Here is a 23,959-nt window from a genome sequence, read left to right as displayed (position 1 = left end):
GCTGATGAAGAAATGCATGCCATGGCTGCTCCCGCGCAGTGCTGTCCGGGGAAAGTGCTGCCCCGTGGCATCTCGCAAGCCAAGTCGGCTCGCACCCCGACTCGTCACTCCCGCGAAGGCGGGAGTCCAGGCGGCCCCCGAGTCCACCGGAAGCAGATCGGGCGGAAGGCCGGGAAGGCTTGGAGGGTCGGTTCGCAGCACCCTGACTTCGCGCCAACGTGGGGCCGCCTGGATTCCCGCCCTCGCGGGAATGACGAAGCAGTTAACGGGGCAACCCAGCTCACGGCCAGCGCTCAGCCGCTTTCCCCCGACAGCACAGCGCCCTCGCGGGCATGACAAGGCGCTTTCAGCACCTGCTTGAGATCGCAACGAAAGGACAACAGGCATGGACCACACCGCCTTCTCCGCCCTGGACGACGACGCCCTGGAGCTGCGTGTCCTGGAAGGCCCGCAGGCCGGGGCGCGGGCGCCGCTGGCCGGCACCTGCGTGCTGGCCGTGGCCGACACCCTCATCGATGACGGCAGCGCCGACCTGCTGCTGCACGACCCCGCCGGTCCCGCCGCGCGCGTGCGCATCGCCGCCGCCGGCGGCCACGCGCTGCTGGAAGTGCTGGCCGGCAGCGTGGACCTCGCCGGGGAGACGCTGGAGAGCGGCCGCGTCGCGCCCTGGCCGCCGCGCGCCGCGTTGCGCCTGGGCGGCACCGTGGTGGCCTTCGGCCCGGCCGGCAGCGCCGACTGGGACGCGCCAGCCGACGCCGATCCCGACGTCGCCGCGCAGGCCGCCGGGGAAGCGCAGGCCGCCATCGCCCAGGTAGCCCGGTTGCCGGCCGCCAAGCGCCGTCCCGGCGCCGCCTGGCTGCTGCCACTGGGCCTGCTGGCCACGCTGGGCGGGATGGCGGCGCTGACGCTGGCGCTGGTGCACGGCATGGGCAACAGCACGGCCGTGGCGGCCGTGAAGCCGCCGTCGCTGGCCGAGGCGCTGCAGCGCAGCGAGTTCGCGTCGCTCACCGTGGCCTGGGACACCGCCGGCCGGCCGGAGCTGAAGGGCCGGCTCGCGACGCTGGCCGAGCGCGCGCGGCTGGACGCCTGGCTGGCGCGGCAGCCCAGCGCGTCCGCGCAGCCGGTGCAGTTGCAGGTCCAGGTCGACGAGGGCCTGGCGCGCGACGTCACCGACACCTTCCGCCTCAATGGCGTGCCGGTGCAGGCGCGCGTGCAGGGCGCGGGCGAGGTGGCGGTGGAGGCCAGCGAGCCCGATGCGCAGCGCCTGGCCCGCGCCGAGGAGGTGGTGCGCCGCGACGTGCGCGGCCTGGCGCGGCTGTCGGTCGTGAACCGCGCCAAGCCCGCGCCGCCCCCGGCGCCGCCGGTGCCCGACGACCCCGGCAAGCGCATCGCCTCGCTGGTGCCCGGCGACCCGGCCTACCTCGTCACCGCCGACGGCGCGCGCTACTTCGTGGGCGCGATGCTGCCCACCGGACACCGCATCACCCGCATCGACGGCCAGCGCGTGACGCTGGAGCGCAGCGGGGAGGAATCGACCTTGAACTTCTGAGCACCCCCGTGCAACCCAGCATCCACCAGGACCACCCGAGGAAAGGAGACCCGCCATGACCACCACCACCAACTACCCCAACAACGCCCTGGCCCTGATCGCCGCGGCGCCCATGCAGCAAAGCGGCAGCAGCAGCAACAGCAAGGGCGGCAGCGGCCTCTGGTTCGAGGCCATGGCCCGCGCCTGGGGCCAGACGCTGGACGCGCAGGCCGGGCGCATCCAGCAGCAGTCGGACATCGTGTCCGGGGGCGACGACACGCCCGGCGCGATCACGGAGCTCTCGGCGCAGTCGCTGAAGATGAGCTTCCTGTCCAACACCTCGCACACCGCCATCTCCTCGATCGGGCAGGCGCTCGACACGATGGCGCGCAAGCAGTGAGGACAGCGCCATGAGCATGGAGATCGCGGCCCTGGTGGCCGGAGGTCCGGGCGGTGGCGCCGCCGGCGCGCTGCAGGCCGGCGGCGGCGCGCCGGTGCAGGCCGGCTACGGCGTGGCCCTGGGCGACTTCAGCGGCTTCGAGGGCGCGCTGGCGCGCGTGGGAGCACGGCTGGAGGCCCGGCCGGTGGAGGCCACCAACGAGGCCGCGCGCCAGCTCATGCGGCCCTTCGACTTCATCAACACCGAGGCCACGCAGCTGGCCGCCCAGGCCCACAACGCCCAGGCCGGCGGCGCGTCCATGACGCCGGGCGAGGTGGTGATGCTCACCGTGCGCTGCCAGGAGTTCATGTTCCATTGCCAGCTCACCTCGAACATCGCCAACCGGACTTCGGACGGCTTGCAGCAGTTGTTCAAGCAACAGGCGTGAGTGGTTCAACCATCCAGAAGGCTTGCCATGCAGAACGTGCATCCCGATAGCGAAGCCGTTGCGCCGACTGCTTCGTCATTCCCGCGAAGGCGGGAATCCAGGCGGTCTCCAAGCCAGCCGGAAGCGAGACAGGTCGGCCCGGCAAGGACGGGGCAACGGTTGGCCTGCTTGGGTGCTGCGCTCCGGCGTGGGGCCGCCTGGATTCCCGCCTTCGCGGGAATGACGGGTCGGGGTGCGGAGCGAATCGGCTCACGGCTGCGGCCCATGCTGTTGCTTCCCCTGGCCCTCCCTTTCCTCACCGCCTGCAACGAGCAGGAGCTCTACGGCCAGCTCTCCGAGCGCCAGGCCAACGAGATGGTGGCCGTGCTGCGCAGCGCCGGCATCGAGGCCGACAAGCAGGGCAAGGACGGCGTGTTCGCCATCCAGACCCAGCGCGACGACTTCCCCGCCGCGGTGCGCGCGCTGGCCGCGCAGGGCTACCCGCGGGAGAACTACGACACCATGGGCACGGTGTTCAAGCGCGAGGGCTTCGTCTCCTCGCCGCTGGAGGAGCGCGCGCGGCTGGTGCACGCCATGTCGCAGGAGATCTCCAACACCCTGGCCAGCATCGACGGCGTGGTGCAGGCGCGCGTGCACCTGGTCATGCCCGAGCGCCATCCGCTGGCCGACAAGGCCACGCCCTCGGCGGCCTCGGTGTTCATCAAGCACCGCCCGGACAAGGACATGACCGCGCAGGTGGCACAGATCAAGGCCCTGGTGGTCAACAGCATCGAGGGCCTGCCCTACGACAACGTGACCGTGGCGCTGTTCCCGGCCGAGGAGCTGTCGGCCCCGCGCCCGGCCCAGGCCACGCCGGCCCCCGTCCCCGCCGCGGGCGCCAGCGCCACCACCGCGGGCCTGCCGCTGCCGCTGATGGCCGGCACCCTCGGCGGCGTGCTGCTGCTGGGCGGCGGCGGGATGCTGTGGCTGCGCCGCCGCGACACGGCCGGCCAGCCGGACGGCGCCGCCTCGCCCTCGCGCCCGGCGCTGCCCACGCCCGAAATGACGCAGGAGCGGCTGCAGGCCATGCTGCGCCGCGCGGCGGAGAAGGCGCAATGAGCGCGCAGGCGCAAGGCCACGCCACCGCCGCGCTGGACGCCGCCGCCGTCTACACCCGCCGCCGCCGGCGTGCCGCCATCGCCGAGCAGCTGCTCGTGGCCGCGCCCGCGCTGGCGGCGGAGATCGAATGGGACACGCTGGACCGCGCCCCCGCCTGGCTGGCGCTGGACGCCGCGGCGGCCGACCGGCTGCAGTGCCGCGCCGGCGCGCTGCTGTGCAACGCCGAGCTGCGCCTGTGGATCGCCCGCCCGCTGGTGGCGGCCGTGCACGCCGCCGTGGGCGAGCGCTGGTGGAAGGCGCTGCTGGCACGGCCCGCGCCGCTGCTGCCGGCCGGCGTCACGCCGCCGCGCCTGGGTGAAGGCCTGCCGGTGGCGCCACGGCTGCAGGCCCTGGGTGCGGCCGTGCTGCTGGCCGCGCTGGAGCCGGCTGTGCTGCGCCGCGCCGCGTCGCCGCTGCTGGCGATGCCTGCACCGCTGGATCTGCCGCCCGACGCGGCGCGCGCGCTGACTGCGGCCATTGAGGCGCTGGAGGCCCACTCATGAGCTGGCTGCTGTGGCAGGCCGACGGGGCCACGCGCATCGCCTCGCCGCGCCTGGTGCTGCGCGCGGCCGAGGTGCCGGTGCTGCAGGACGCGCAGCGGCTGTGCGCCGAGCTGGCGGAGCTGCAGCGCCACGAGGCGCAGCGCATCGCCGCGGTGCTGGAGACGGCGCGCGCGGAAGGCCAGGCGCAAGGACTGGAGGAAGGCCGCCTGGCCGCCCGGGACGAAGTCGCCGCCACGCTGCGGCAGCTCGCGCAGGCAGCCGCCCAGGAACGCGAGCGGCTGCGCCGCGACACCGGCGTGCTGGCGCTGCAGGTGGTGCGCAAGCTGCTTGGGCGCCTGGCCGCCGACGAGGTGCTGGCGGCGCTGGCGGAAACCGCCGCGGCCGAGGTGGTGCCGGCGCAGCCGCTGGTGCTCGCCGTGCATCCGGACCAGGCTGAGGCCGTGCACGCGCGGCTGGCGGCACGCGGGGCGCCATCGCCGGAGATCGAGGTGCGCGGCGACGCCGCGTGCGCGCCGGACGGCTGCCGGCTGGAGACGGAGCACGGCTGCATCGACGCGTCGCTGGAAGCACAGTTGGCGCGGCTGGAGCAGGCGTGGGCGCCGCAGACGACGGAAGAGGACGCGCCATGACCCCCCTCACCACCCCCGAATCCGACCGCCTGCTGCGCGCCCTGCACGGCACCCGCACCGTGGCCGAGCAGGGCCGCGTGGTGCAGGCCGGCGGAACGGTGCTGCGCGCCACCGGGCTGCGCGCGCGCATCGGGCAGCAGGTGCGGGTGTTCGACGCGGCCGAGGGCCTGTCGGCGCGCGAGCCGCTGATGGCGGAGGTGATCGGCTTCGCCGGGCCGGAGGCCATCCTCGCGCCCTACGGCCCGCTGCTGGGCCTGAGCGTGGGCGCGGCGGTGCAGGCGCTCAGCGAGGAAGCGCGCGTGCCCTGCGGGCCGGCGCTGCTGGGGCGCGTGATCGACCCCTTCGGCCGCCCCCTGGACGACCGGCCGCTGGACCCCCGCCAGCTCGACAGCACGCCGCTGCACGCCGAGGCGCCCTCGCCGCTCAAGCGCCGCGGCATCGACACCGCGCTGCCCACCGGTGTGCGCGCCATCGACTCGGCGCTGACCGTGGGCGAAGGGCAGCGCGTGGGCATCTTCGCCATGGCCGGCGGCGGCAAGTCCACGCTGCTGGGCATGCTCGCGCGCTGCGCCAAGGCCGACGTGAACGTGATCTCGCTCATCGGCGAGCGCGGGCGCGAGGTGCGCGAGTTCCTGGACGACAGCCTGGGCGCGGACGGCCTCGCGCGCTCGGTGGTGGTGGTCTCCACCTCCGACCGCCCGGCGCTGGAGCGCGTGCGCGCGGCCTACGCGGCCACGGCCATCGCCGAAGGCTTCCGCAGGGAAGGCAAGCGCGTGCTGCTGCTGATGGACTCCGTCACCCGCTTCGCGCGCGGCCTGCGCGAGCTGGGGCTGTCGGCGCTGGAGCCGCCGGTGCGCCGGGGCTATCCGCCCTCGGTGTTCGCGGAGATGCCCAAGCTCTTCGAGCGCGCGGGCAACGACGCGCACGGCTCCATCACGGCCTTCTACACGGTGCTGGCCGAGGACGACGACAACAGCGACCCGGTGGCGGAAGAGGTGCGATCCATCCTGGACGGGCACATCCTGCTGTCGCGCAAGCTGGCGCAGGCGCACCACTACCCGGCCATCGACGTGCTGGGCAGCGCCAGCCGGGTGTTCACGCGCGTGGCGGACAAGCCGCACCGCGAGTCCGCGGCCAGGCTGCGCACGCTGATGGCGCGGCACGCGGAGGTGGAATTCCTGCTGCGCGTGGGCGAGTACCAGGCCGGCAGCGACCCGGTGGCCGATGCCGCCATCGAGCGCATGCCGGCGATCAAGGCGCTGCTGCAGCAGCACGCCGAGGAGCCCACGCCCTTCGACGAGACCCTGGCGCGGCTGCGGGAGACGGTCGGGTGATCCGCGAGGCGCAGCAGCTCCTGCGGCTGCGCGCGCTGCGCGTGCAGCGCTTGCGCACGCGCTGTGCGGAGGCGCAGGTCCAGGTGGACGAGGCGCTGCACGCGGTGCACCAGAGCCAGCGCGCGATCGAAGGCTGCCGGCAGGACATGAAGCAGCTCTCGCACAGCCTGGTGCACGAGCAGGCGGCGGCGCTGCCGCGCTGGCACGGCATCGCCGCGGCCGAGCGCGAACGCCTGGCCGACCGGCTGGAGCGGCTGGAAGTGACCTTGATTGACGACGAGGAGCACCTGGAGGCCAAGCAGGAGGCGCTGCAGAAGGCCCGCGCCGAGCTCACGCGCGCGCTCGCCGGCGAGGACGCCGTGCGCAGCCTGGCCGACGAGGCACGGCGCGAGCTGGCCCGGGCGGTGGAGCGGCGCGGGGAGGTGGAGCTGGAGGACCAGGGGCGGCGCAGGGGGTGAACCTCACGCGGGAGACAGGCAACACAGGGGCAATGACTTTGAGGACGCTGCTCGTGAGCTGGCCGGCTTCGCCCACCGCTCCGTCATTCCCGCGAAGGCGGGAATCCAGGCGGCCCCACGCCACAGCGGCGTACGGGTGCCGCGAAGCGAGCCAGAAGGCCTTGGCGTGCCACCCGATGTGCCGCCAGCCGACGTGGGGACCGCCTGGACTCCCGCCTTTGCGGGAGTGACGAAGTAGAGAGCGCAACGAAGCAGCTCACGGCCCACGCCCAGCGACCTTCCTTTGTCCGGGCTACGGCCCTTGCCTCGTCTGTCCGCCTGGAGCCGATCTGATGAATTCCACTGCCGCTTCTTCCTCCTCCCGCACCAGCTCCTCAACCCCCGCCTCATCCCGCGACGCCGACCGCCGCGCCACTCCCGACACCCGCGACGTCGCCGATTTCGAGCGCGCCTTGCACCAGCGCTCGCAGCTCCAGGGCAAGGAGCGCCAGCCCGGCCGCCAGGCCCAGGCCGAAACGGAAACCGACCTCGACACCGAGGAGCCCCGCAACGACGCCGCGCCGCTCGCCTCCCCCGCTCCCGCCCTGCCCGCCGCCTTCGCCCTTGCGCTGGCCCAGGTGCAGCCGCCCGCGCCCATCGAGGCCGCCCCTTCCGCGCGCGGCCTGGTGGAGCCGCCGCCCGCGGCGCTGCGCGGCGAGCTGTCGCAGCCGGCCGGCGCTTCCGGACTGGAAGGGGCGCGCGCCTTCGAGGTCTCGCTGCGCGAGCCGCTGGGCGGCGGCGTGACGCTGCATGCCGTGGCGCCGGTGGCCGGCGCGCGCTGGGCCCTGTCCATCGGCGCGAACGGTTTGAACCCCCAGGAGCTGCGCCGCAACCTAGGGCGGCTTGAAGAGCGGTTGCGCGCCAAGGCCCTGCCGCACGAAGCGCTGGAACTGCTTCCCCACACCCACGCCGATCAGCCCGACGACCAGCCGTGAACGCCGACCCCGCCCCCGACCGCAGCGCCCCGCCGCCCCTGGCGATCCGGGGCCGCGCGCCGGGGCGCCGCGGCAGCGGCATCCAGGAGACCTCCGCATGAACATGCCCCAGCTCGCCACGGCCACCACCGCGGCCCGGACGCTGTCGCAGCGCGTGCGCCGCACGCTCATCGATGCCGCGGCCGTGCACGCCGCGATGGCCGAGACGGCGCCGCTGACCGTGCCCCAGGCCCGCGTGCCGCGCGCCCCCGCGCTGATGGCCGACGCGCAGCCCGGCAGCGCCGCCGCGCGCGAGGAACGCCGCGCGCTGTACGTGCGCTGCCTGGCGCACTACCGGCGCGTGATGGCGGCCGGCGCCAGCGTGCAGAAGCAGCCGCAGCCCCAGGGCGACGACATCGGCATCGCGGCAGCGCACTTCGTGGCCGCGAACCTGCGCGCGGTGCAGGGCCTGGAGGTGACGCCGGAGCAGTTCGAGGCGCTGCACCGCCAGCTCGCCGGCGTGCTGCGCGTGGGCCTGTCGCTGCTCCCGGAGCGCGAGCAGCAGATCTACTTCGAGAAGTTCGCGCTGCTGGCGGTGCTGGTGTCCGAGACCTGGACGCTGGCGCTGCGCCAGGGCCCCGCCGCCATGGCCAACGTGCGCCAGGCCGCGCGCGGCTACCTCATCGAGTTGCTGAGCCTGGAGCCGGAGCAGCTGATGCTGGGCGCCCAGGGGCTGGTGCTGCGCGAGGCCGTGGCCTGCGCCGCCTGAAGAAGCACCGGCCACCGCATCCAGGCCATGGACGCCTCGCCCCTGCAAGCCGCGCAGAACGCCCTCGCGGCCGTGGCCCAGGCCCTGGCCGACGCGGTCGCGGAAGCCGTGCAGGCGGAGACAGCGGGCGCCGCATCCGGCACGCCCGGCGGCACCGCGGCGCAGCCGGCCGACGCGCTGGGCCGGCTGCTGCAGCGCGAAGGCCTTGCCGAACGCCTGCTCGGCCCGGCGCAGGCCGCCGCCCTGCAGGAGCCCTCGGGCGCGCCGCTGCCGTCCACCGACCCGGCGGCCGAGACGGCGATGCTGCAGACCTTTGGCCGGCCGCAGCCCCAGAACGCGAACACGGCGCCTCAGCCTCAGCCCGAAGTGCCGGCGGCACCGGCGGCCGAGGGCAGCACCGGGGACTTCGCGCTGCCGGACGCGCAACTTGCGCCGGCGCTGCTGGTGGGGCTGCAGGTCGATCCGGGCTACGGCTGGATGCTGCCGCAGCCTCAACCGCTGCAGGAGCGCTCGCGCACGCAGGACGGCGAGGCGGAGCGCGAGCCGGCCGAGCGGGACGCGCGCGGCGACGACGCGGCGGATGAACAAGCGCCGGAAGAAGACACCGGCAAGCAGGCACCCGCCGCGCCGCTGGTCTTCGACGCCGCCGATGCGCGCCTGGACACGCTGCTGCACGCGCTGCACGCGGCGCTGTGCGCGGCCGACGCGCCACCGGCGCTGCGCGCGGCGGCCGAGCAATGGCAGCGCGGGCGGATCGTGATCCTGGCCTGCCCGCAGCGCCCGGCGCCGCAGGGCATGGCGTGGGCCTTCGTGCTGGCGCCGCAGGCGACGGCGGGCCGCGACGGCGCCTCGGTGCGACTGGCCGGCCCCTGCTTCGAGGCCTGGCTGCAATGGCGGGAGGCGCCGCGCGGCGCGCGCTGGTGCCATGCGCGCCTGGTCAAGGAACACCACCCGCGCCACGGCCGCCGCCTCGTGGCCGCGGACGCGTCGCAGGCCGCCGCGTGCGGCGTGCAGCTCGGCCCGGTGCTGTCCGAACAGCGCCCGCCCGGCGCCGTGACGCTGCGCATCGCCGCGGCGCGCAGCTTCTGGAACGCGCTGGGCGTGCAGTGGAGCGCGCTGCTGGTGGTGTGCCCGCTGCCGCTGGCCGGGGTCAGCGCCACCGCCCCTACTCGTGATGGAGCATCGGAATGAACGCCGTCCTCGACCTGCCCGAGCAGACCGCCGCGCCCGCGCACGCCGGCTTTGCCGCCCTGGGCGACGCCGTCGCCGCGCTGGACCCGGCTGCGCACCGCGTCGCCTGGACCAGCCCCGCCTGGCAACGCTTGCTGCCCACGCTGGGCGCCGGCACGGCGCTGGTGCAGCTGGAGCACGCGCTGCCCGGCCTGGCAGCGGCGCTGGGCAAGGACGGCGACCAGACCCAGTGCCTGATCCTGGGCGACGCGCACGAGTGGCAGGCGGAGCTGTCGGCACCCTCGGAAGGGCAGCGACTGCTGCGCCTGGCCGACCGCCGCGAGCAGGGCCGCGCGCTGCAGCGCCAGCTCGATGCCCGCGAGCAGCTGCTGTTCACCTCGCGCGTGCTGTCGGTCGGGGAGATGGCCACCACGCTGGCCCACGAGATCAACCAGCCCATCGGCGCCTGCGCCAACCTGCTGCGCGGGCTGCGCTCGCGGCTGTCGCGGCGCAGCAGCGGGCGGTTGCAGGAGGCCGAGGCGCAGGCGCTGGACCGCGCCATCGACCAGGCCATGTTTGCCGCGCGCATCATCGCCCGCATCCGCGAGTTCACCCACTCGCACCAGCCGCGACGCGTGAAGCTGGATTTCAACCGGCTGCTGCGCGCCACCGTGCCGCTGCTGGACTGGGACCTGCAGCGCAGCGGCACGCGGCTGGAACTGGCGCTGCCCGAGGGCGAGGCGACAGTCTGCGGCGACGAGGTGATGCTGCAGCAGGTGGTGATCAACCTCATGCGCAACGCGCTGGACGCGCTGCGCACCGACCCGCCGCCGCAGCCCTGCCTGGCGCTGTGCCTGCTGCGCCACCACGGCGAGCTGGAGCTGCAGGTCAGCGACAACGGTTGCGGACTCGACGACGAGGCCCAGGCCCGGCTGTTCGTGCCCTTCGCCTCCACGAAACCGTCGGGCATGGGCATCGGGCTGTCGATCTGCCGCTCCTTCATCGAGCTGCACCAGGGCCGGCTGTGGTTCAGCCGCAATCCCGAACGCGGCACCACCTTCCACGTCGGCCTGCCGGCGTCCCAGCAGTGAACCGTCCGCCAGGAGTTTGACCATGCGCACCATCTACATCCTCGACGACAACCCCGAGTTCCGCGACGCGATGGACTTCTGGCTCGGCGGCGCGGGCTACACGGTGCGGGCCTGGAGCGACCCGCACGAGGCGCTGGAGGCCCTGGCCGGGCGCGACCGCGCCGAGGAGGCGTGCCTGCTGCTGGACGTGCGCATGCCCGGCATGTCGGGCCTGGACGTGCACGACGCGCTGCTGGAGCGCGGCGCGCCGCTGCCCGTGATCTACATGAGCGGCCATGCCGACGTGCCCCTGGCGGTGCAGGCCATGCGCAAGGGCGCGGTCACGCTGCTGGAAAAGCCCTTCGACGACGACACGCTGGAGGCAGCGCTGCACAGCGCCTTCGCCTGGACCGCGCAGGCCGAGCACGCCGAGGGCGAGGCCCCGGCGCCGCGCCACGCGGCCAGCGCCGCGCCGACGGCGCTGGAGGGCGAGGACGCGCAGGCGCATGCGCGCTTCGTCGCGCGCGAGCGGGCGCTGACGCCGCGCGAGCGCCAGGTGCTGGGCTACGTGATCCAGGGCATCTACAACAAGAACATCGCTGACCGCATCGGGCTGTCGGTGAAGACGGTGGAGCTGTACCGGGCGCGCGGCATGGCCAAGATGCAGGCGCGCTCCGTGGCGCAGCTCACGCGCATGATGGTCAGCCAGCGGGCCTGAGCCCATGAACGCCGTGCTCGACATCCCGCGCGCCGAGGCGGCCGCGGACGACGGCCCGTCCCCCAGCGCCGCGGCATTCACCCGGACCGCCAGCCCGCCGCGCGGCGGCGTGTTCGAGCTGGCCGTGGCGGCCGGGCCGCTGCGGCTGCGCATCGACACGCCGGCGCTGCGCCACGCGCTGGACGCCGCCATCGCGCTGCAGCGCTGCGAGCCGCTGCTGCTGGCGCTGGAAGCGTGGCTGCGGCAGCCGCTGGACTGGTGCTGGACCGAGATTCCGCGCGCGCCCGCCCCGCGCGGCAGCCAGGTGCGCGTGCCCTGGCGGCTGGACCCCGGCCTGGACGGCAGCGCGCCGCAGGGCAGCATCGAGCTGCCCTGGGCGCTGCTGCGCGCGCTGCCCACACCCGATGTCGCCCTGGCCGCATTGCTGCAGCCGCCGCTGGTGCCGGCGCAGCTGCTGCTGTCGCGCCCGCGGCTGCAGGCCGAGGAGCTGCGTCAGATCGAGCCCGGCGGTGCGCTGCTGCTGCCCGAATCGTTCCAGCCCGCCTGGCAGGGCCTGCTGCGCGCGGACGGCGAGGACGGCGACGGCGCGCCGGGCGTGCCGGTGCGGCTGGAGTCGCCGCTGGCGCCGCGGCTGGGGGCGGTAAGCGGTGGCTCGACCTCGTACCCCGTTCGCCCTGAGCCTTCCGACAAGCCCAGGACACGCCCTGTCGAAGGGCCTGCAGCCCAGTCGGGCGACAGGGCTTCGACAAGCTCAGCCCGAACGGAGCTTCTCCGTTCTCATGGCGATCACGGTCCGAGCTGCGAAGTGCGCCTGGACCTGCCGCGTGGCCAGCCCCTGGCGGCGCTGGCCGGCTGGCAGGCCGGCGCGGTGCTGGAGGACACGGGCCCGGGCGCGTCGCTGTGGCTGCGCGCCCAGGAGCGCGCCCCGGCGCTGTGCTTGGCGCGCGGCCGGCTACTGCCCTGGGGCTGCGGCTGGGCGCTGTTCATCGAGACGCTGGAAGAGGCCGACGACGCCACGCTGCCGGTGGCGTGATGGCTTGAACCGCCGCGGTCCGCCGCGCAACCCAATGCGCGATGGACCTCACCTCTTTCACCCCCTCCTCCGCCCTGCTGACGGTCGTCCTGCTCGCGCTGGCGCCCTTCGTCGCAGTGATGGTCACTTCCTTCACCAAGCTGGTGGTGGTGCTGAGCCTGCTGCGCAACGCGCTGGGGCTGCAGCAGGTGCCGCCCAACGTCGTGCTCAACGGCATGGCGCTGGTGCTGAGCATCTACGTCATGACGCCCGTGGGCCTGGAAATGGGCCAGCGGCTGCAGGGCATGGACCGCATCGGCGCCAGCACCCAGAACATGCTGCAGGCCGCGGACACGGCCAAGGAGCCGCTGCGCGAGTTCCTGGTCAAGCACAGCCGGGCGGTGGAGCGGGAGTTCTTCCTCAAGACCGCGCAGCGCGCGCTGCCGCCGGGCCAGGCCGCCAAGATCACCGACCGCGACTTCCTGGTCGTCGTGCCGGCCTTCACCGTGAGCGAGCTGGCGGTGGCCTTCGAGATCGGCTTCCTGATCTTCCTGCCGTTCCTGGTCATCGACCTGGTGATCTCGAACGTGCTGATGGCGATGGGCATGATGATGCTCTCGCCCACCACCGTGTCGATGCCGTTCAAGCTGCTGCTGTTCGTGCTCATCGACGGCTGGGTCAAGCTCACGCACGGGCTGATCCTGACTTATCTGTGAGGACGCAACCATGCATCACGGCGAGATCGTGCAACTGACGCAGCAGGCGCTGTGGTTCGTGCTGATGCTCTCGGCGCCGCCCATCGTGGTGGCGGCGGTGGTGGGGCTGCTGGTGGCCTTCGTGCAGGCGGCGACCCAGCTGCAGGAGCAGACGCTGCAGTACGTCCTCAAGTTTTTCGCCATCGTGCTGACGATCTTCGTGACGGCCTCGCTGCTGGGCGGCGGGCTCTACCAGTTCGGCGACCGCGTGTTCAGCGACTTCGCGGGCCTGGTGCGCTGAGGGCGGCGGCCATGGAGTCGCTGGCGCTCTTCGGCACGGCTTCGGACACGGCGCTGCTGCTGGGCCTGTCGGTCACGCGCGTGGCGGTGTGCTTCCTGCTGGTGCCGCTGTTCACGGCGGACATCGTGCCCTCGATGGTGCGCAACGCGCTGTTCGTGGCCGTGGCGCTGCTGGGCCTGGTGTTGCAGCCGCCGGCCGGGCCGCTGAACCTCACGGGCTCGGCATGGGCGCTGCTGTTCTTCAAGGAGGCCTTCCTGGGCGGCGCGATCGGGCTGCTGTTCGCGGGCGTGCTGTGGGCCTTCGAGATCGCGGGCCAGCTCATCGACAACAAGATCGGCGCCACGCAGGCGCAGGTGACGGACCCGCTCTCGGGCCACCAGACCACGCTCAACGGCGCGCTCTTCGGCCGCCTGGCGGGCTGGGTGTTCATGTCGGCCGGCGGCTTCATGCTGCTGATCGGCGCGCTGCTGGAGAGCTACAGCCGCTGGCCGGTACGCCAGCCCCTGGGCGCGCTGGCCGAGGGCGGCGTGCGGGTGTTCGAGGGCGAGCTCGGCCGCATCATGCTGCTGGCGCTGCTGGTGGCCGCCCCGGCCCTGCTGCTGCTCTACGTGATCGAGGGCGTGCTGGGCCTGATGAACCGCTTCGCGCAGCAGCTCAACGTGTTCTCGTTGGCAATGTCGATCAAGTCGGTGGCAGCCACGCTGATCGTGCTGGCGCAGCTGACCACGCTGGTGCAGCTGCTGCAGGACGAGCTGATGTCGCGCGGCGGCGTGGTGCTGGAGATGGTGCGGCGGCTGCTGGGCGGGGGTTGAGCGCGCTGCCGTCGCGGTCTTCGCCAGCGGATTTCAGTCATTGGTCGGCCGCGAAGCGGCCGCTTGCCATGCCCGCGCACGCGGGCATCCGTTTTTCCGCCGTCTGCCAGGACGGCGGCTTTCAGGCAATGCGTTGTGAAGCTGCAGAAATCTGGACATCTGCTTCGGCCACTGTTGTCCGGGGTAAGGCACTTGGAGCCTTGGCCGTGAGCTGGCCGGGGCCAACCACCCGTCATCCCCGCGCAGGCGCACTGGTGTCCCGGGAGAGCGGCGAAACGTTGGCCTGGCGTCGGGTGGCCTCGCCAGCCACTTCGTCGTTCCCGCGAAGGCGGAAATTCAGGCGGCCCCACGTCAGCGCGAAGCCCGGGTGCTTCGAACCACGACCCAAGCCCCGCGGCGTTCGACCCGCTCTGCTTACGGCGGCTTGGGGGCCGCCTGGACTCCCGCCTTCGCGGGAGTGACGAAGCAGAGGGCAGACCGGGTCGGCATCACGAGATGTGGCGGCTCGGAGTTTTCCCGGACAGCCCTGCGCGCGCGGGGAGCCCGGTGGTCCTGTGAGTGGGTGAAGGCTGTGCCCGCGCAACAAGGCGGGCCTGCAGGGCACAGAAAGAGCCCGCCTGGCAGTGAGCCGGCCAGCGCCGCCGACTTCCGCGTGAAGCCCTAAAAGCAATGGCCCGGAGACGGGCCGTGCTTCGAAGCAGCGGAACACCGTGACGGTGCCCCCTGCGCATCCCCTCAACGCGGCTGCAGCGCCAGCAGCTCGTGCGCCATGGCGCCGGCACTGGCGCGCACGAAGGCCTCGCGCAGCTGCTCCAGCGACACCGGCAGCGGCGTGAAGTCTGCCGCCGCCATGTTGGCGGGCAGCGCGGCCAGCACGTCGCGCTCGGTGGCGAAGCAGGACACCGACTCCTTCGCGCCCGTCGCGTTCATGCGCAGCTCGAAGCGCATCGCGCCCGGCAGCTGCAGCCCGGCGGCGGCGTTCACGCGCGCGTCGGCCTGGAAGCGGTTGGGGAAGAAACGGCGCACCTGCCGGTGCTCGTCCTGGTGGAAGCAGTAGACGTAGGCGTCGCGGCTGGGCCGCAGGTCCAGCGCGATGCGCTCGCCGCGGCCGAAGCGCAGCGCGTCGTTGGGCGTGGCCACGCGCAGCGCCAGCGGGGAGGCGGCCGGCGCCGCCGGCGCGGCAGCCACGGCCGGGGCGGCAGGTGGGGCCGCCTGGGCCACGGCCGGCGCGGGCGCGGGCGTGGGCACCGGTGCCGGCGCAGGGGCCTGCGCAGTGGAGGACGGTGCGGGGGCCGCGGCGGTGCGCGCCGCGATCTGGCGGTGGTCGGCGCGCAGGTAGGCGCGCAGGAAGTCGTGTGTGAGCTTGGGCTCGCGCGACAGGCCCAGCGCCTCGCGGTATCGCGCGACGGCCTCCTTGGTCTGCGCGTTGACCACGCCGTCGGCCGGCCCCCCGTAGACGCCGCGCACGCGCAGCTGGTTCTGGAACCAGCCGATCAGGTCCTTGGGCCGGGCCGCGAGGCTGTCGTACCAGTCGCGGATCTCGGCTTCCACTTCCGGGTGCTCGGCCTCCGCGCCCAAGCAGCTCCAGTAGGGCACGCGCGTGAGCCGGCCCACGAGCTGGATGCCGGCCGCCTCCACGGCCGCGCGCACGGCCTGCGCGTCGCCGCCGCGCGCGGGCACGATGAAGGACTGTCCGAAGCTGCGGATCTGCGCCACGTCCCCGTACAGCGTGGCGCGCTGGGTGGCGGCGGCATCGGGCAGCACGCTGCGGTCCTGCGCCGACAGCAGCCCCAGCGTGACGGCGCGGGTGGCGGCATCGGGCCGCTGCACCCCGCCCTGCACCACCGTGCCGGCGCCGCCTTGCGCGGCGGTGCCCGCCACCGTCACCCGCAGCGCGCGGCTGCGCTTGGACATGGCGTTGAAGGTGCTCTGCAGCAGGTCACGCGGCACCACGGACTGGCGCCCGCCGCTGTCGGACGGCTCGCTCACGGCCAGGGGCAGGTCGCGCACGCCGTGGTCCAGCAGCAGGTCGTCCATGCAGCGCAGCCCGGCCGAGAAGTCCTCCACCGCGCGGCCACTGGGCGGCGGGCCGGCGGGCTCGGGCGCGGTGGCCGCGCACGCGGCCAGCAGCGCGGCCACAGCCAGGGACAGCGCGGTGCGCGCGCGGTGCAGCAGCGGCGGGTGGGTCATGACAGGCAACCTTTCGGCCTCGCGGCCACGGGAGCGGCGCGACGGACGCGCGCCTTGGAATGCCTGTCTCAGTTGCAGCGCCGCCGCCGGGGGTTCAAAGCGCGGCGGCGCTCGGGGCTCAGTGGTTTAGGATCTTGGACAGGAATTCCTTGGCCCGCGGCGAGCGCGCCTCGGGGTTGCCGAAGAACTCCTGCTTGGTGCAGTCCTCGATGATCTTGCCCTGGTCCATGAAGATCACGCGGTGGCTGACCTTGCGCGCGAAGCCCATCTCGTGCGTCACGCACATCATGGTCATGCCCTCGTTGGCGAGCTGCACCATCACGTCCAGCACCTCGCCCACCATCTCCGGGTCCAGCGCCGAGGTGGGCTCGTCGAAGAGCATCACGATCGGGTCCATGGACAGCGCGCGCGCGATGGCCACGCGCTGCTGCTGGCCGCCGGAGAGCTGGCCGGGGAACTTGTCCTTGTGGGCGGTCAGGCCCACGCGGTCGAGCATCTTCAGGCCGCGCTTGAGCGCGTCGTCCTTGCTGCGGCCCAGCACCTTGATCTGCGCCAGCGTGAGGTTCTCCGTCACCGACAGGTGCGGGAACAGCTCGAAGTGCTGGAACACCATGCCCACGTGGCTGCGCAGCTTGGGCAGGTTGGTCTTGGGGTCGGCGATGCTCACGCCGTTGACGACGATGTCGCCCTTCTGGAAGGGCTCCAGCGCGTTGACGGTCTTGATGAGGGTGGACTTGCCCGAGCCCGAGGGGCCGCAGACCACCACGACCTCACCCTTCTGGATGCTGGTGGTGCAGTCGGTGAGCACCTGGAAGCTGCCGTACCACTTGCTGACGTTCTTGATGTCGATCATGAGGATGCTCCCTCAACGGATGATGGCGACCTTCTTCTGCAGCCGCTTGACCAGCAGCGACAGCGAGAAGCAGATCACGAAGTAGACGACCGCCGCGACAAGGTAGGTTTCGACGGGGCGGTTGAAGTTCTTGCCGGCGACCTCGAAGCCCTTGAGCAGGTCGTAGGCGCCGATGGCATACACCAGGCTGGTGTCCTGGAACAGGATGATGGTCTGCGTCAGCAGCACCGGCAGCATGTTGCGGAAGGCCTGAGGCAGCACCACCAGCTGCATGGTCTGCTTGTAGCTCATGCCCATGGCGTAGCCGGCGTAGACCTGCCCGCGCGGCACGCTCTGGATGCCCGCGCGCATGATCTCCGAGTAGTACGCGGCCTCGAACACCGTGAAGGTGATCATGGCCGAGATCTCCGCGCCCAGCGGCCGGCCGGTCAGCAGCGGGATGAGCAGGAAGAACCACAGGATCACCATCACCAGCGGGATGGAGCGCAGCGTGTCCACGTACAGCTGCGCCGGCACCACCAGCCACTTGCGGCCCGAGAGCCGCATCAGCGCCAGCAGCGTGCCGATGACGATGCCGCCGATCATCGCCACCAGCGTGAGCTGCAGCGAGAACAGCAGGCCCTTGAGCACGAAGCCGGTGACGACGTCCCAGCTCAGGAAGGAGAAGTCGAGGTTCAGCATCACTTGGCCCCCCCGACGGCCGTGCCCGGGATGCGCAGCCGCTTCTCGATGGACAGCGCGATGCGGTTGACCAGCAGCGCCGAGACGAAGTAGAGCGCCGTCACCGCCAGGTAGATCTCCACGCCGCGCGCGGTCTCTTCCTGCGCCTGCATCGCGAACATGGTGAGCTCGGCGATGGACACGGCGAAGGCCACGGCCGAGTTCTTGATGATGTTCATGCTCTCGCTGGTCAGCGGCGGGATGACGATGCGGAACGCCATGGGCAGCAGCACGTAGCGGTAGGTCTGCGGCAGCGTCAGCCCCAGCGCCAGCCCGGCGTAGCGCTGCCCGCGCGGCAGGGCCTGGATGCCTGCCCTCACCTGCTCCGACACGCGCGCGGAGGTGAAGAAGCCCAGCGCGAACACCACCAGGATGAAGCTGGGAAAAGCTTGCAGCGGCGGGATGAGCGCCGGCAGCACGTGGTACCAGAGGAAGAGCTGCACCAGCAGCGGCACGTTGCGGAACAGCTCCGTCCAGGCGTTGCCGAAGAACACCAGCGCGCGGCTGGGCGTGGTGCGCAGGATGCCCACCATCGAGCCCACCGCCAGCGCCACCAGCAGCGCCAGCAGCGCCACCGACAGCGTCCAGCCCCAGGCCGAGAGCATCCAGTCCAGGTAGGTGATGTCGCCCCCGCCGCCGAAGCAGCGCGGCGCGACCTCGCCGTCGATGGTGTTCCGGCAGAACACCTGCCAGTCCCAGCTCGCCATTTCTTCTTCTCCCCGTTCCCGGCGCCGCGTGGGGCGGCACCATGAAAAAGGCGCGGAAGACGGCTTGTGCGTCTTTCCGCGCCCGCGGCTACTGCCGTGTCGTCACGGCCGTGGGGCTTACGCTCCCACCTTCTTGGCGTATTCCTCGGCCGGCTTGTCGTTGGGGTTCTTCAGCGCGTCCTTGAGCAGGTCGCTCATGGGCAGCTTGACCACGGCGCCGGTGGGCGGCGTGGGCTGCATGAACCACTTGTCGTAGAGCTTGTTGATCTCGCCGGACTTGGTCATCTCGGCGATGGTCGAGTTGACAATCTTCCGCAGGCCCTCGTCTTCCTTGCGCATCATGATGGCGATGGGCTCGACGGACAGCGGCTCGCCCACGATCTTGAAGTCCGCGGGGTTCTTGCTGCGCGCGATCAGGCCGGCGAGCAGGCTGCTGTCCATGACGAAGACGTCGGCGCGGCCGCTGTCCACCAGCAGGAAGCTGTCGGCGTGGTCCTTGCCGAAGACCTCCTTGAACTCCATGCCCTCGGCGCGCTTGTGGCGGCGCAGCGTCTGCACCGAAGTCGTGCCGGTGGTGGTGGCCACCGTCTTGCCCTTGAGGTCGGCCACCGAGTTGATGCCCGAGTTGGCCTTGGTCGCCATGCGCACGGTCTCGACGAAGGTGGTGTTGGCGAAGGCCACGTCCTTCTGGCGCGCGAGGTTGTTGGTGGTGGAGCCGCACTCCAGGTCCACGGTGCCGTTCTGCACCAGCGGAATGCGGTTCTGCGAGGTCACGGGCTGGTACTTGATCTCCAGGCGGCGGCCGATGGCCTTCTCGACGTTCTCGACCGCCTTCTCGCAGATGGCCACGTGGTAGCCCACGTACTTCGATCCGCCGAGCGTGTACGACAGCACGCCCGAGGATTCGCGCACACCCAGGGTGATGGTGCCCGTGTCCTTCGCCTTCTTGAGCGTGTCGGACTGGGCCTGTGCGGCACCGGCTGCCACCAGGATCGCGGCGACGAGCAGGGTCTTCTTCATGCAGGCTCCTTGATGATGGAGTGAGTAAAGATTGTGAAAGGCATTCTAGGCGCCAGCTCACGCCACCCGGCCACCGGGCGCGTCGATGGCAGCCTCACCGCCGTTTTGCTGCAGCTGCCACATGCGCGCGTAGCGTCCCTGCAGCGCCAGCAGCTCGGCATGCGTGCCCTGTTCGACGATGCGGCCCTGCTCCATCACCAGGATGCGGTACGCGTCCACCACCGTGGAGAGCCGGTGCGCGATCACCAGTGCCGTCTTGCCCTGCGCGGCGCTCTTGAGCTCGGCCTGGATGGCGCGCTCGTTGGCCGAGTCCAGCGCCGAGGTGGCCTCGTCGAAGATCAGGACCGGCGGGTTCTTCAGCAGCGTGCGCGCGATGGCCACGCGCTGCTTCTCGCCGCCGGAGAGCTTGAGCCCGCGCTCGCCCACCATGGTGTCGTAGCCCTTGGGCGTGGCGGCGATGAAGTCGTGGATGCGCGCAGCCCGCGCCGCCGCCTCCACCTCGGCGCGGCTGGCGCCGGGGCGGCCGTAGGCGATGTTGTATTCGACCGTGTCGTTGAACAGCACCGTGTCCTGCGGGACGATGCCGATGGCCTGGCGCAGGCTGGCCTGCGTCACCTGGCGGATGTCCTGCCCGTCGATGGTGATGCGCCCGCTGCCCACGTCGTAGAAGCGGTAGAGCAGCCGCGCCAGCGTGGACTTGCCCGCACCCGACGGCCCCACCACCGCCACCGTCCTGCCCGCGGGCACCTCGAAGCTCAGGCCCTGCAGGATCGGGCGCGCCGCCTCGTAGGCGAAGGAGACGTCCTCGAAGCGCACGCAACCGTCGCTCACCCGAAGCGCTTGCGCCTTCGGCGCGTCGGCCACCTCCCGGTGCGTCTCCAGCAGGTGGAACATGCGGTCCAGGTCGGTGAGCGACTGCTTGATCTCGCGGTACAGCACGCCCAGGAAGTTCAGCGGGATGTAGAGCTGGATCATGAAGGCGTTGATCATGACCAGGTCGCCCAGCGTCATGCGCCCCTCCACCACGCCCTGCGTGGCGCGCCAGAGCATGGCCACCAGCGCCACGGCGATGACGAGCTGCTGCCCGCTGTTGAGCAGCGAGAGCGTGCTCTGGCTCTTGAGCGCGACCTTGCGCAGCGACTCCAGGCTGGTGTCGTAGCGCCGGGCCTCGAAGTCCTCGTTGTTGAAGTACTTGACCGTCTCGTAGTTGAGCAGCGAGTCGATGGCCTTGGTGTGCGCCTGCGAGTCGAGCTGGTTCAGCTCGCGGCGGTACTTGGTGCGCCACTCGGTGACGCTGATGGTGAAGGCGACGTAGCACACCAGCGCCGCCACCGTGATCCAGGCGAAGGCGGCGTCGAACTTCACCGCCAGCAGCGTCAGCACCAGCGCGACCTCGATGATCGTGGGCAGGATGCTGTAGAGCGAGTACGAGATCAGCGAGTGCACCGCGCGCGTGCCGCGCTCGATGTCGCGCGTCATGCCGCCGGTCTGCCGCTCCAGGTGGAAGCGCAGGCTCAGCGCGTGCAGGTGGCGGAACACCTGCAGCGAGATGCGCCGCGCCGTGCCCTCGGTGGCGCGCGCGAAGATCAGTTCGCGCAGCTCCGTGAACACGCTGGTGGACAGCCGCAGCGCCGCGTAGGCCACCAGCAGCCCCACCGGCACCACCAGCATCGACGCGGCGCTGCCGGGCTGGATGGAGAGCGAGTCAACCAGTTGCTTGAGCAGCAGCGGTACGCCGACGTTGGCGAGCTTGGCCGCCACCATGAAGGCCAGCGCCACGCCCACGCGCCAGCGGTAGTGCCACAGGTAGGGCAACAGCTTGCGCAGCGTGCCCCAGTCGGAGCGGCGGGAGGACGGGTCGGCGGGGTCGGCGGCGCGGGAATGGGCCAGGGCGCGCATGATGTGAAGATCAGTGACAACCCTTGCCATCATGCCCCTCTCCGAATCCCCTGCCGTACTGCCTACCGACAAGGAGCTGGTGCTGCGCGTCATTCCCATGCCGTCCGACGTCAACGCCAGCGGCGACGTCTTCGGCGGCTGGGTGATGGCTCAGGTCGATCTGGCCGGTGCCGTGCTGCCCGCGCGGCGCGCCCAGGGCCGCATCGCCACGATCGCCGTCAAGGAGTTCGTCTTCAAGCAGCCCGTGCGCGTGGGCGACCTGCTGAGCTTCTACGCCGAGATCATCCACGTCGGGCGCAGCTCGATGACGGTGGACGTGGCCGTGTACTCGCAGCCCCTGCATGACGCCGCCTCGGTGCTCAAGGTCACCGAGGCCGTGCTGACCTACGTCGCCGTGGACGAGCAGGGCCGCCCGCGCCCGCTGCCGCCGGGCTGAGCCGGTCAGAACTTCGAGAAATCCGGCCGCCGCTTCTCGAAGAAGGCCTGGAAGGCCTCGCGTGCCTCCGGGCTGCGCAGGCGCTGCACGAACACCTCGCGCTCGGCCTGCAGCGCCTGGCGCAGCGCGGGCAGCACCGGGGCGCGCATCAGTGTCTTGGTCGCGCGCACGGCCTCCGGCGGCAGCTGCGTGAAGCGCGCGGCCAGGCGCCGCGCCTGCGGCAGCACCTCGTCGGGCGGCAGCACCGCGTTGGCCAGGCCCAGCTCCAGCGCCTCGGCGCCGGTGAAGGGGTCGCCCAGCAGCAGCTTCTGCGCCGCGCGCGCCTGGCCCACGCGCTGCGCCAGCAGCAGGCTGGAGCCGAACTCGGGCACCAGCCCCAGGCTGACGAAGGGCAGCGCCAGCCGGGCCTCGTCGGAGACCACCACCAGGTCGCAGTGCAGCAGCAGCGTGCAGCCGATGCCGATGGCCGCGCCCGTGACGGCAGCCACCAGCGGCTTGTCCAGTGCCAGCACCGACTCCATGAAGGCGAACACCGGCGCGTCCTCGGCGCCGGGCGGGTGCTGCAGGAAGTCCTCCAGGTCGTTGCCGGAAGTGAAGATGCCGGGCTGGCCGGTGATCAGCACCGCGCGCACGGCCGCATCGGCCTGCGCGGCACGCATCGCCTGCGCCAGCTCGGCGTACATCGCCTGCGTCAGCGCGTTCTTCTTCTCGGGACGGGCGATTTCCAGCGTGGCGACGCCATCGACGTTGGCGGTACGGATGCTCATGGGTTGCTTGAGAGGCAGGCAGTGAAATGAACGGGCCACGATAACAGCGCCGCGCAACGCCCCTCATGGGGGAAAGACATCCCCTGTTGATGTGTCCATGCGCAATGGATTACGCTAGTTGCGGGAGAACTGACGTGGACGTGCTGCAACTCGACGTGTCTGGACGACCGCAAGCCTGGATCAGCGCCCGCGAGGCGGCCGTGATCTATGCCACCGACGGCGTCGCGTGGACCCTGGGCGACCCCTGTGCCGTGCTGCGGGGCGGCATCCAGCGCGCCACCGGGCGCGTTTCTCGTATCGAGGTGCACTCGATCATCGCCGTGCGCGGCGCCATTCCCAGCCGGGCCTGGCGCCAGACGCCGGCGCTGAGCAACACCAAGCTGTTCGCCCGCGACCGCCACATCTGCGCCTACTGCGGCCACGACCACCCGTCCGAAGAGCTCACGCGCGAGCACGTGGTGCCCACCTCGCGCGGCGGGCGCGACACCTGGCTCAACTGCGTCACGGCCTGCCGCTCCTGCAACGGCCGCAAGGGCAACCGGCTGCCCGAGGAAGCGCGCATGAGCCTGATCTACCTGCCCTACGTGCCCAGCCTGCATGAGGACATGATCCTGCGCGGGCGCCGCATCCTGGCCGACCAGATGGAGTTCCTGCTCGCCAGCGTGCCGCGCTCGAGCCGCCTGCACGGCTGAATCGCCCGCACGCGCCCCGGCCGCACCCGGCCCGACGCCCCACCCTGCCGCTGCGGCTTCACGCCACAGCAACGTCGCTGCCCTAAGCTCGCCGCCCTTTTCCACGCCTGCCAGTTTCGTGTACGCGTCAACCCCGCGACCGCGGCAGCCGTTGCCTCGGAAGCTCAAGGGAAGAACTCAATGAAACAACTCAAGACCCTGGCCACGCTGGCGCTCGCCGCCGCACTGGCCGCCTGCACCACCACCAGCCCGGACGTGATCCAGCGCGGCGACGCGCAGCGCCTGTCGCAGGTGCAGGACGCCACCGTGCTGAGCACGCGCGACGTGATCGTCGAAGGCAGCCAGAGCGGCGCCGGCGCCGCCACCGGCGGCGTGATCGGCGGCATCGCCGGCTCGACCCGCAGCAGCGGGCGCGAGCAGGTGGCCATAGGGGTGGTGGGCGCGGTGGCCGGCGCGCTGGCCGGCCACGCCATCGAGCGCGCCACCACGCGCGAGAACGCGATGGAAATCCTGGTGCAACTGCGCAACGGCGAGCGCCGCGCCATCGTCCAGGCCAAGGGCAACGAGAGCTTCGTGCCCGGGGAGGCGGTGGTGCTGGTCACCACCGGCGGCAAGACCCGCGTGGTGCGCAACCCCGCCGGCATGCCCCCGGCCACGCTGGCACCCACGACCGCCACGCAGCCCGCGCCGGTCTACACGCCCGGCGGGCGCCCGCAGTAAGCGGCCGGACCAGCAGCCACGGCAGCGGCGCCCGCGGCG

General features: G+C 72.2%; 27 protein-coding genes. 20 read left to right on the top strand and 7 right to left on the bottom strand.

Annotated features, from left to right (window positions below):
• The first annotated feature begins 385 nt into the window (after nucleotides 1-385).
• The 17 genes from H537_RS0128780 to sctT all read left to right on the top strand — a co-directional run bounded on the left by H537_RS0128780 (nucleotide 386) and on the right by sctT (nucleotide 13,916).
• A complete protein-coding gene (locus tag H537_RS0128780; RefSeq protein ID WP_029000629.1) occupies nucleotides 386-1,549 on the top strand; it encodes a SctD/MshK family protein in 1,164 nt (387 codons plus the stop codon).
• 55 nt (nucleotides 1,550-1,604) lie between these two features.
• A complete protein-coding gene (locus H537_RS0128775) occupies nucleotides 1,605-1,928 on the top strand; it encodes a hypothetical protein (RefSeq protein WP_238446833.1) in 324 nt (107 codons plus the stop codon).
• 10 nt (nucleotides 1,929-1,938) lie between these two features.
• Nucleotides 1,939-2,355 carry a hypothetical protein gene (locus tag H537_RS0128770; RefSeq protein WP_029000627.1) on the top strand — a complete coding sequence of 139 codons (417 nt, stop codon included), beginning with the start codon at nucleotides 1,939-1,941 and terminating at the stop codon, nucleotides 2,353-2,355.
• A 264-nt stretch (nucleotides 2,356-2,619) separates the two neighbouring features.
• The gene (gene sctJ / locus H537_RS46090) at nucleotides 2,620-3,453 is read left to right on the top strand and encodes a type III secretion system inner membrane ring lipoprotein SctJ (protein ID WP_051243442.1); all 834 of its coding nucleotides are present in this window, start codon (nucleotides 2,620-2,622) and stop codon (nucleotides 3,451-3,453) included.
• Entirely contained in the window at nucleotides 3,450-3,995 is a 546-nt protein-coding gene (locus H537_RS0128760) for a hypothetical protein (RefSeq protein WP_029000626.1), read from the top strand. The genes sctJ and H537_RS0128760 overlap by 4 nt, the downstream gene beginning before the upstream one ends.
• A complete protein-coding gene (locus tag H537_RS49800) occupies nucleotides 3,992-4,624 on the top strand; it encodes a FliH/SctL family protein (RefSeq protein WP_029000625.1) in 633 nt (210 codons plus the stop codon). Before H537_RS0128760 ends, H537_RS49800 begins: the two co-directional genes overlap by 4 nt.
• Nucleotides 4,621-5,958 carry a FliI/YscN family ATPase gene (locus H537_RS0128750; protein WP_043460396.1) on the top strand — a complete coding sequence of 446 codons (1,338 nt, stop codon included), beginning with the start codon at nucleotides 4,621-4,623 and terminating at the stop codon, nucleotides 5,956-5,958. The genes H537_RS49800 and H537_RS0128750 overlap by 4 nt, the downstream gene beginning before the upstream one ends.
• Nucleotides 5,955-6,416, top strand: a complete 462-nt coding sequence (locus H537_RS0128745; protein ID WP_029000623.1) for a hypothetical protein — start codon at nucleotides 5,955-5,957, stop codon at nucleotides 6,414-6,416. Before H537_RS0128750 ends, H537_RS0128745 begins: the two co-directional genes overlap by 4 nt.
• 332 nt (nucleotides 6,417-6,748) lie before the next feature.
• On the top strand, nucleotides 6,749-7,390 hold the full coding sequence (locus H537_RS0128740; protein WP_029000622.1) for a hypothetical protein: 642 nt from the start codon (nucleotides 6,749-6,751) through the stop codon (nucleotides 7,388-7,390).
• A gap of 97 nt (nucleotides 7,391-7,487) precedes the next feature.
• Nucleotides 7,488-8,138: a DUF6683 family protein gene (locus H537_RS0128735; protein WP_029000621.1), complete on the top strand. Its 651-nt coding sequence runs from the start codon at nucleotides 7,488-7,490 to the stop codon at nucleotides 8,136-8,138.
• 27 nt (nucleotides 8,139-8,165) lie between these two features.
• Entirely contained in the window at nucleotides 8,166-9,329 is a 1,164-nt protein-coding gene (locus H537_RS0128730) for a hypothetical protein (RefSeq protein WP_029000620.1), read from the top strand.
• On the top strand, nucleotides 9,326-10,399 hold the full coding sequence (locus H537_RS46080) for a sensor histidine kinase (protein ID WP_029000619.1): 1,074 nt from the start codon (nucleotides 9,326-9,328) through the stop codon (nucleotides 10,397-10,399). The genes H537_RS0128730 and H537_RS46080 overlap by 4 nt, the downstream gene beginning before the upstream one ends.
• A gap of 22 nt (nucleotides 10,400-10,421) precedes the next feature.
• A complete protein-coding gene (locus H537_RS0128720) occupies nucleotides 10,422-11,096 on the top strand; it encodes a response regulator transcription factor (protein ID WP_043460393.1) in 675 nt (224 codons plus the stop codon).
• A gap of 4 nt (nucleotides 11,097-11,100) precedes the next feature.
• Nucleotides 11,101-12,129 (top strand): hypothetical protein, encoded by a 1,029-nt coding sequence (locus H537_RS0128715; RefSeq protein WP_029000617.1) that lies wholly within the window; start codon nucleotides 11,101-11,103, stop codon nucleotides 12,127-12,129.
• A 41-nt stretch (nucleotides 12,130-12,170) separates the two neighbouring features.
• The gene (sctR, locus tag H537_RS0128710; protein ID WP_029000616.1) at nucleotides 12,171-12,824 is read left to right on the top strand and encodes a type III secretion system export apparatus subunit SctR; all 654 of its coding nucleotides are present in this window, start codon (nucleotides 12,171-12,173) and stop codon (nucleotides 12,822-12,824) included.
• Nucleotides 12,825-12,834: 10 nt separating this feature from the next.
• Nucleotides 12,835-13,104, top strand: coding sequence for a type III secretion system export apparatus subunit SctS (sctS, locus tag H537_RS0128705; protein WP_029000615.1), 270 nt, complete (start codon nucleotides 12,835-12,837; stop codon nucleotides 13,102-13,104).
• Nucleotides 13,105-13,115: 11 nt separating this feature from the next.
• Nucleotides 13,116-13,916, top strand: coding sequence for a type III secretion system export apparatus subunit SctT (gene sctT, locus H537_RS0128700; RefSeq protein WP_051243439.1), 801 nt, complete (start codon nucleotides 13,116-13,118; stop codon nucleotides 13,914-13,916).
• Between the two features lie 735 nt (nucleotides 13,917-14,651).
• On the opposite strand, the gene H537_RS46075 is transcribed toward sctT, so the two are convergent.
• The 6 genes from H537_RS46075 to H537_RS0128670 all read right to left on the bottom strand — a co-directional run bounded on the left by H537_RS46075 (nucleotide 14,652) and on the right by H537_RS0128670 (nucleotide 21,305).
• The gene (locus tag H537_RS46075; protein WP_043460390.1) at nucleotides 14,652-16,106 is read right to left on the bottom strand and encodes a DUF4384 domain-containing protein; all 1,455 of its coding nucleotides are present in this window, start codon (nucleotides 16,104-16,106) and stop codon (nucleotides 14,652-14,654) included.
• A 118-nt stretch (nucleotides 16,107-16,224) separates the two neighbouring features.
• Nucleotides 16,225-16,959 carry an amino acid ABC transporter ATP-binding protein gene (locus H537_RS0128690; protein WP_029000613.1) on the bottom strand — a complete coding sequence of 245 codons (735 nt, stop codon included), beginning with the start codon at nucleotides 16,957-16,959 and terminating at the stop codon, nucleotides 16,225-16,227.
• A gap of 12 nt (nucleotides 16,960-16,971) precedes the next feature.
• Nucleotides 16,972-17,640 (bottom strand): amino acid ABC transporter permease, encoded by a 669-nt coding sequence (locus H537_RS0128685; protein WP_211235097.1) that lies wholly within the window; start codon nucleotides 17,638-17,640, stop codon nucleotides 16,972-16,974.
• Nucleotides 17,640-18,386 carry an amino acid ABC transporter permease gene (locus H537_RS0128680; protein ID WP_029000611.1) on the bottom strand — a complete coding sequence of 249 codons (747 nt, stop codon included), beginning with the start codon at nucleotides 18,384-18,386 and terminating at the stop codon, nucleotides 17,640-17,642. Before H537_RS0128680 ends, H537_RS0128685 begins: the two co-directional genes overlap by 1 nt.
• A gap of 117 nt (nucleotides 18,387-18,503) precedes the next feature.
• Nucleotides 18,504-19,406: an amino acid ABC transporter substrate-binding protein gene (locus H537_RS0128675; RefSeq protein WP_029000610.1), complete on the bottom strand. Its 903-nt coding sequence runs from the start codon at nucleotides 19,404-19,406 to the stop codon at nucleotides 18,504-18,506.
• Nucleotides 19,407-19,463: 57 nt separating this feature from the next.
• Nucleotides 19,464-21,305, bottom strand: a complete 1,842-nt coding sequence (locus H537_RS0128670; protein ID WP_029000609.1) for an ABCB family ABC transporter ATP-binding protein/permease — start codon at nucleotides 21,303-21,305, stop codon at nucleotides 19,464-19,466.
• Between the two features lie 31 nt (nucleotides 21,306-21,336).
• Between H537_RS0128670 and H537_RS0128665 the strand changes: the two genes are divergently transcribed.
• Nucleotides 21,337-21,741: an acyl-CoA thioesterase gene (locus H537_RS0128665; RefSeq protein WP_029000608.1), complete on the top strand. Its 405-nt coding sequence runs from the start codon at nucleotides 21,337-21,339 to the stop codon at nucleotides 21,739-21,741.
• Between the two features lie 5 nt (nucleotides 21,742-21,746).
• Here H537_RS0128665 and H537_RS0128660 read toward each other — a convergent pair whose 3' ends face one another.
• The gene (locus H537_RS0128660) at nucleotides 21,747-22,508 is read right to left on the bottom strand and encodes an enoyl-CoA hydratase (RefSeq protein WP_029000607.1); all 762 of its coding nucleotides are present in this window, start codon (nucleotides 22,506-22,508) and stop codon (nucleotides 21,747-21,749) included.
• A gap of 134 nt (nucleotides 22,509-22,642) precedes the next feature.
• Here H537_RS0128660 and H537_RS0128655 point away from each other — a divergent pair, with 134 nt between their 5' ends.
• Together H537_RS0128655 and H537_RS46070 are read left to right on the top strand one after the other, a co-directional pair.
• Entirely contained in the window at nucleotides 22,643-23,200 is a 558-nt protein-coding gene (locus H537_RS0128655; RefSeq protein WP_029000606.1) for an HNH endonuclease, read from the top strand.
• Between the two features lie 180 nt (nucleotides 23,201-23,380).
• Nucleotides 23,381-23,920, top strand: a complete 540-nt coding sequence (locus H537_RS46070) for an outer membrane lipoprotein (protein ID WP_238446832.1) — start codon at nucleotides 23,381-23,383, stop codon at nucleotides 23,918-23,920.
• The last annotated feature ends 39 nt before the right edge of the window (nucleotides 23,921-23,959 follow it).

This window comes from Azohydromonas australica DSM 1124 (assembly GCF_000430725.1).
GTDB lineage: Bacteria > Pseudomonadota > Gammaproteobacteria > Burkholderiales > Burkholderiaceae_C > Azohydromonas > Azohydromonas australica.
This window is presented reverse-complemented; position numbering and strand designations above follow the sequence as displayed.

What these genes read in the sequence shown, in the direction of transcription:
- H537_RS0128660 (WP_029000607.1), bottom strand. Translation starts at nt 22,508, where the DNA reads ATGAGCATCCGTACCGCCAACGTCGATGGCGTCGCCACGCTGGAAATC.
- H537_RS0128780 (WP_029000629.1), top strand. Translation starts at nt 386, where the DNA reads ATGGACCACACCGCCTTCTCCGCCCTGGACGACGACGCCCTGGAGCTG.
- H537_RS0128715 (WP_029000617.1), top strand. Translation starts at nt 11,101, where the DNA reads ATGAACGCCGTGCTCGACATCCCGCGCGCCGAGGCGGCCGCGGACGAC.
- H537_RS0128775 (WP_238446833.1), top strand. Translation starts at nt 1,605, where the DNA reads ATGACCACCACCACCAACTACCCCAACAACGCCCTGGCCCTGATCGCC.
- H537_RS46075 (WP_043460390.1), bottom strand. Translation starts at nt 16,106, where the DNA reads ATGACCCACCCGCCGCTGCTGCACCGCGCGCGCACCGCGCTGTCCCTG.
- H537_RS0128730 (WP_029000620.1), top strand. Translation starts at nt 8,166, where the DNA reads ATGGACGCCTCGCCCCTGCAAGCCGCGCAGAACGCCCTCGCGGCCGTG.
- H537_RS0128675 (WP_029000610.1), bottom strand. Translation starts at nt 19,406, where the DNA reads ATGAAGAAGACCCTGCTCGTCGCCGCGATCCTGGTGGCAGCCGGTGCC.
- sctS (WP_029000615.1), top strand. Translation starts at nt 12,835, where the DNA reads ATGCATCACGGCGAGATCGTGCAACTGACGCAGCAGGCGCTGTGGTTC.
- H537_RS46070 (WP_238446832.1), top strand. Translation starts at nt 23,381, where the DNA reads ATGAAACAACTCAAGACCCTGGCCACGCTGGCGCTCGCCGCCGCACTG.
- sctJ (WP_051243442.1), top strand. Translation starts at nt 2,620, where the DNA reads ATGCTGTTGCTTCCCCTGGCCCTCCCTTTCCTCACCGCCTGCAACGAG.
- H537_RS0128665 (WP_029000608.1), top strand. Translation starts at nt 21,337, where the DNA reads ATGCCCCTCTCCGAATCCCCTGCCGTACTGCCTACCGACAAGGAGCTG.
- H537_RS0128740 (WP_029000622.1), top strand. Translation starts at nt 6,749, where the DNA reads ATGAATTCCACTGCCGCTTCTTCCTCCTCCCGCACCAGCTCCTCAACC.
- H537_RS0128690 (WP_029000613.1), bottom strand. Translation starts at nt 16,959, where the DNA reads ATGATCGACATCAAGAACGTCAGCAAGTGGTACGGCAGCTTCCAGGTG.
- H537_RS0128750 (WP_043460396.1), top strand. Translation starts at nt 4,621, where the DNA reads ATGACCCCCCTCACCACCCCCGAATCCGACCGCCTGCTGCGCGCCCTG.
- H537_RS0128670 (WP_029000609.1), bottom strand. Translation starts at nt 21,305, where the DNA reads ATGCGCGCCCTGGCCCATTCCCGCGCCGCCGACCCCGCCGACCCGTCC.
- H537_RS46080 (WP_029000619.1), top strand. Translation starts at nt 9,326, where the DNA reads ATGAACGCCGTCCTCGACCTGCCCGAGCAGACCGCCGCGCCCGCGCAC.
- sctT (WP_051243439.1), top strand. Translation starts at nt 13,116, where the DNA reads ATGGAGTCGCTGGCGCTCTTCGGCACGGCTTCGGACACGGCGCTGCTG.
- H537_RS0128685 (WP_211235097.1), bottom strand. Translation starts at nt 17,640, where the DNA reads ATGCTGAACCTCGACTTCTCCTTCCTGAGCTGGGACGTCGTCACCGGC.
- H537_RS0128720 (WP_043460393.1), top strand. Translation starts at nt 10,422, where the DNA reads ATGCGCACCATCTACATCCTCGACGACAACCCCGAGTTCCGCGACGCG.
- H537_RS0128770 (WP_029000627.1), top strand. Translation starts at nt 1,939, where the DNA reads ATGAGCATGGAGATCGCGGCCCTGGTGGCCGGAGGTCCGGGCGGTGGC.
- H537_RS49800 (WP_029000625.1), top strand. Translation starts at nt 3,992, where the DNA reads ATGAGCTGGCTGCTGTGGCAGGCCGACGGGGCCACGCGCATCGCCTCG.
- H537_RS0128680 (WP_029000611.1), bottom strand. Translation starts at nt 18,386, where the DNA reads ATGGCGAGCTGGGACTGGCAGGTGTTCTGCCGGAACACCATCGACGGC.
- sctR (WP_029000616.1), top strand. Translation starts at nt 12,171, where the DNA reads ATGGACCTCACCTCTTTCACCCCCTCCTCCGCCCTGCTGACGGTCGTC.
- H537_RS0128735 (WP_029000621.1), top strand. Translation starts at nt 7,488, where the DNA reads ATGAACATGCCCCAGCTCGCCACGGCCACCACCGCGGCCCGGACGCTG.
- H537_RS0128760 (WP_029000626.1), top strand. Translation starts at nt 3,450, where the DNA reads ATGAGCGCGCAGGCGCAAGGCCACGCCACCGCCGCGCTGGACGCCGCC.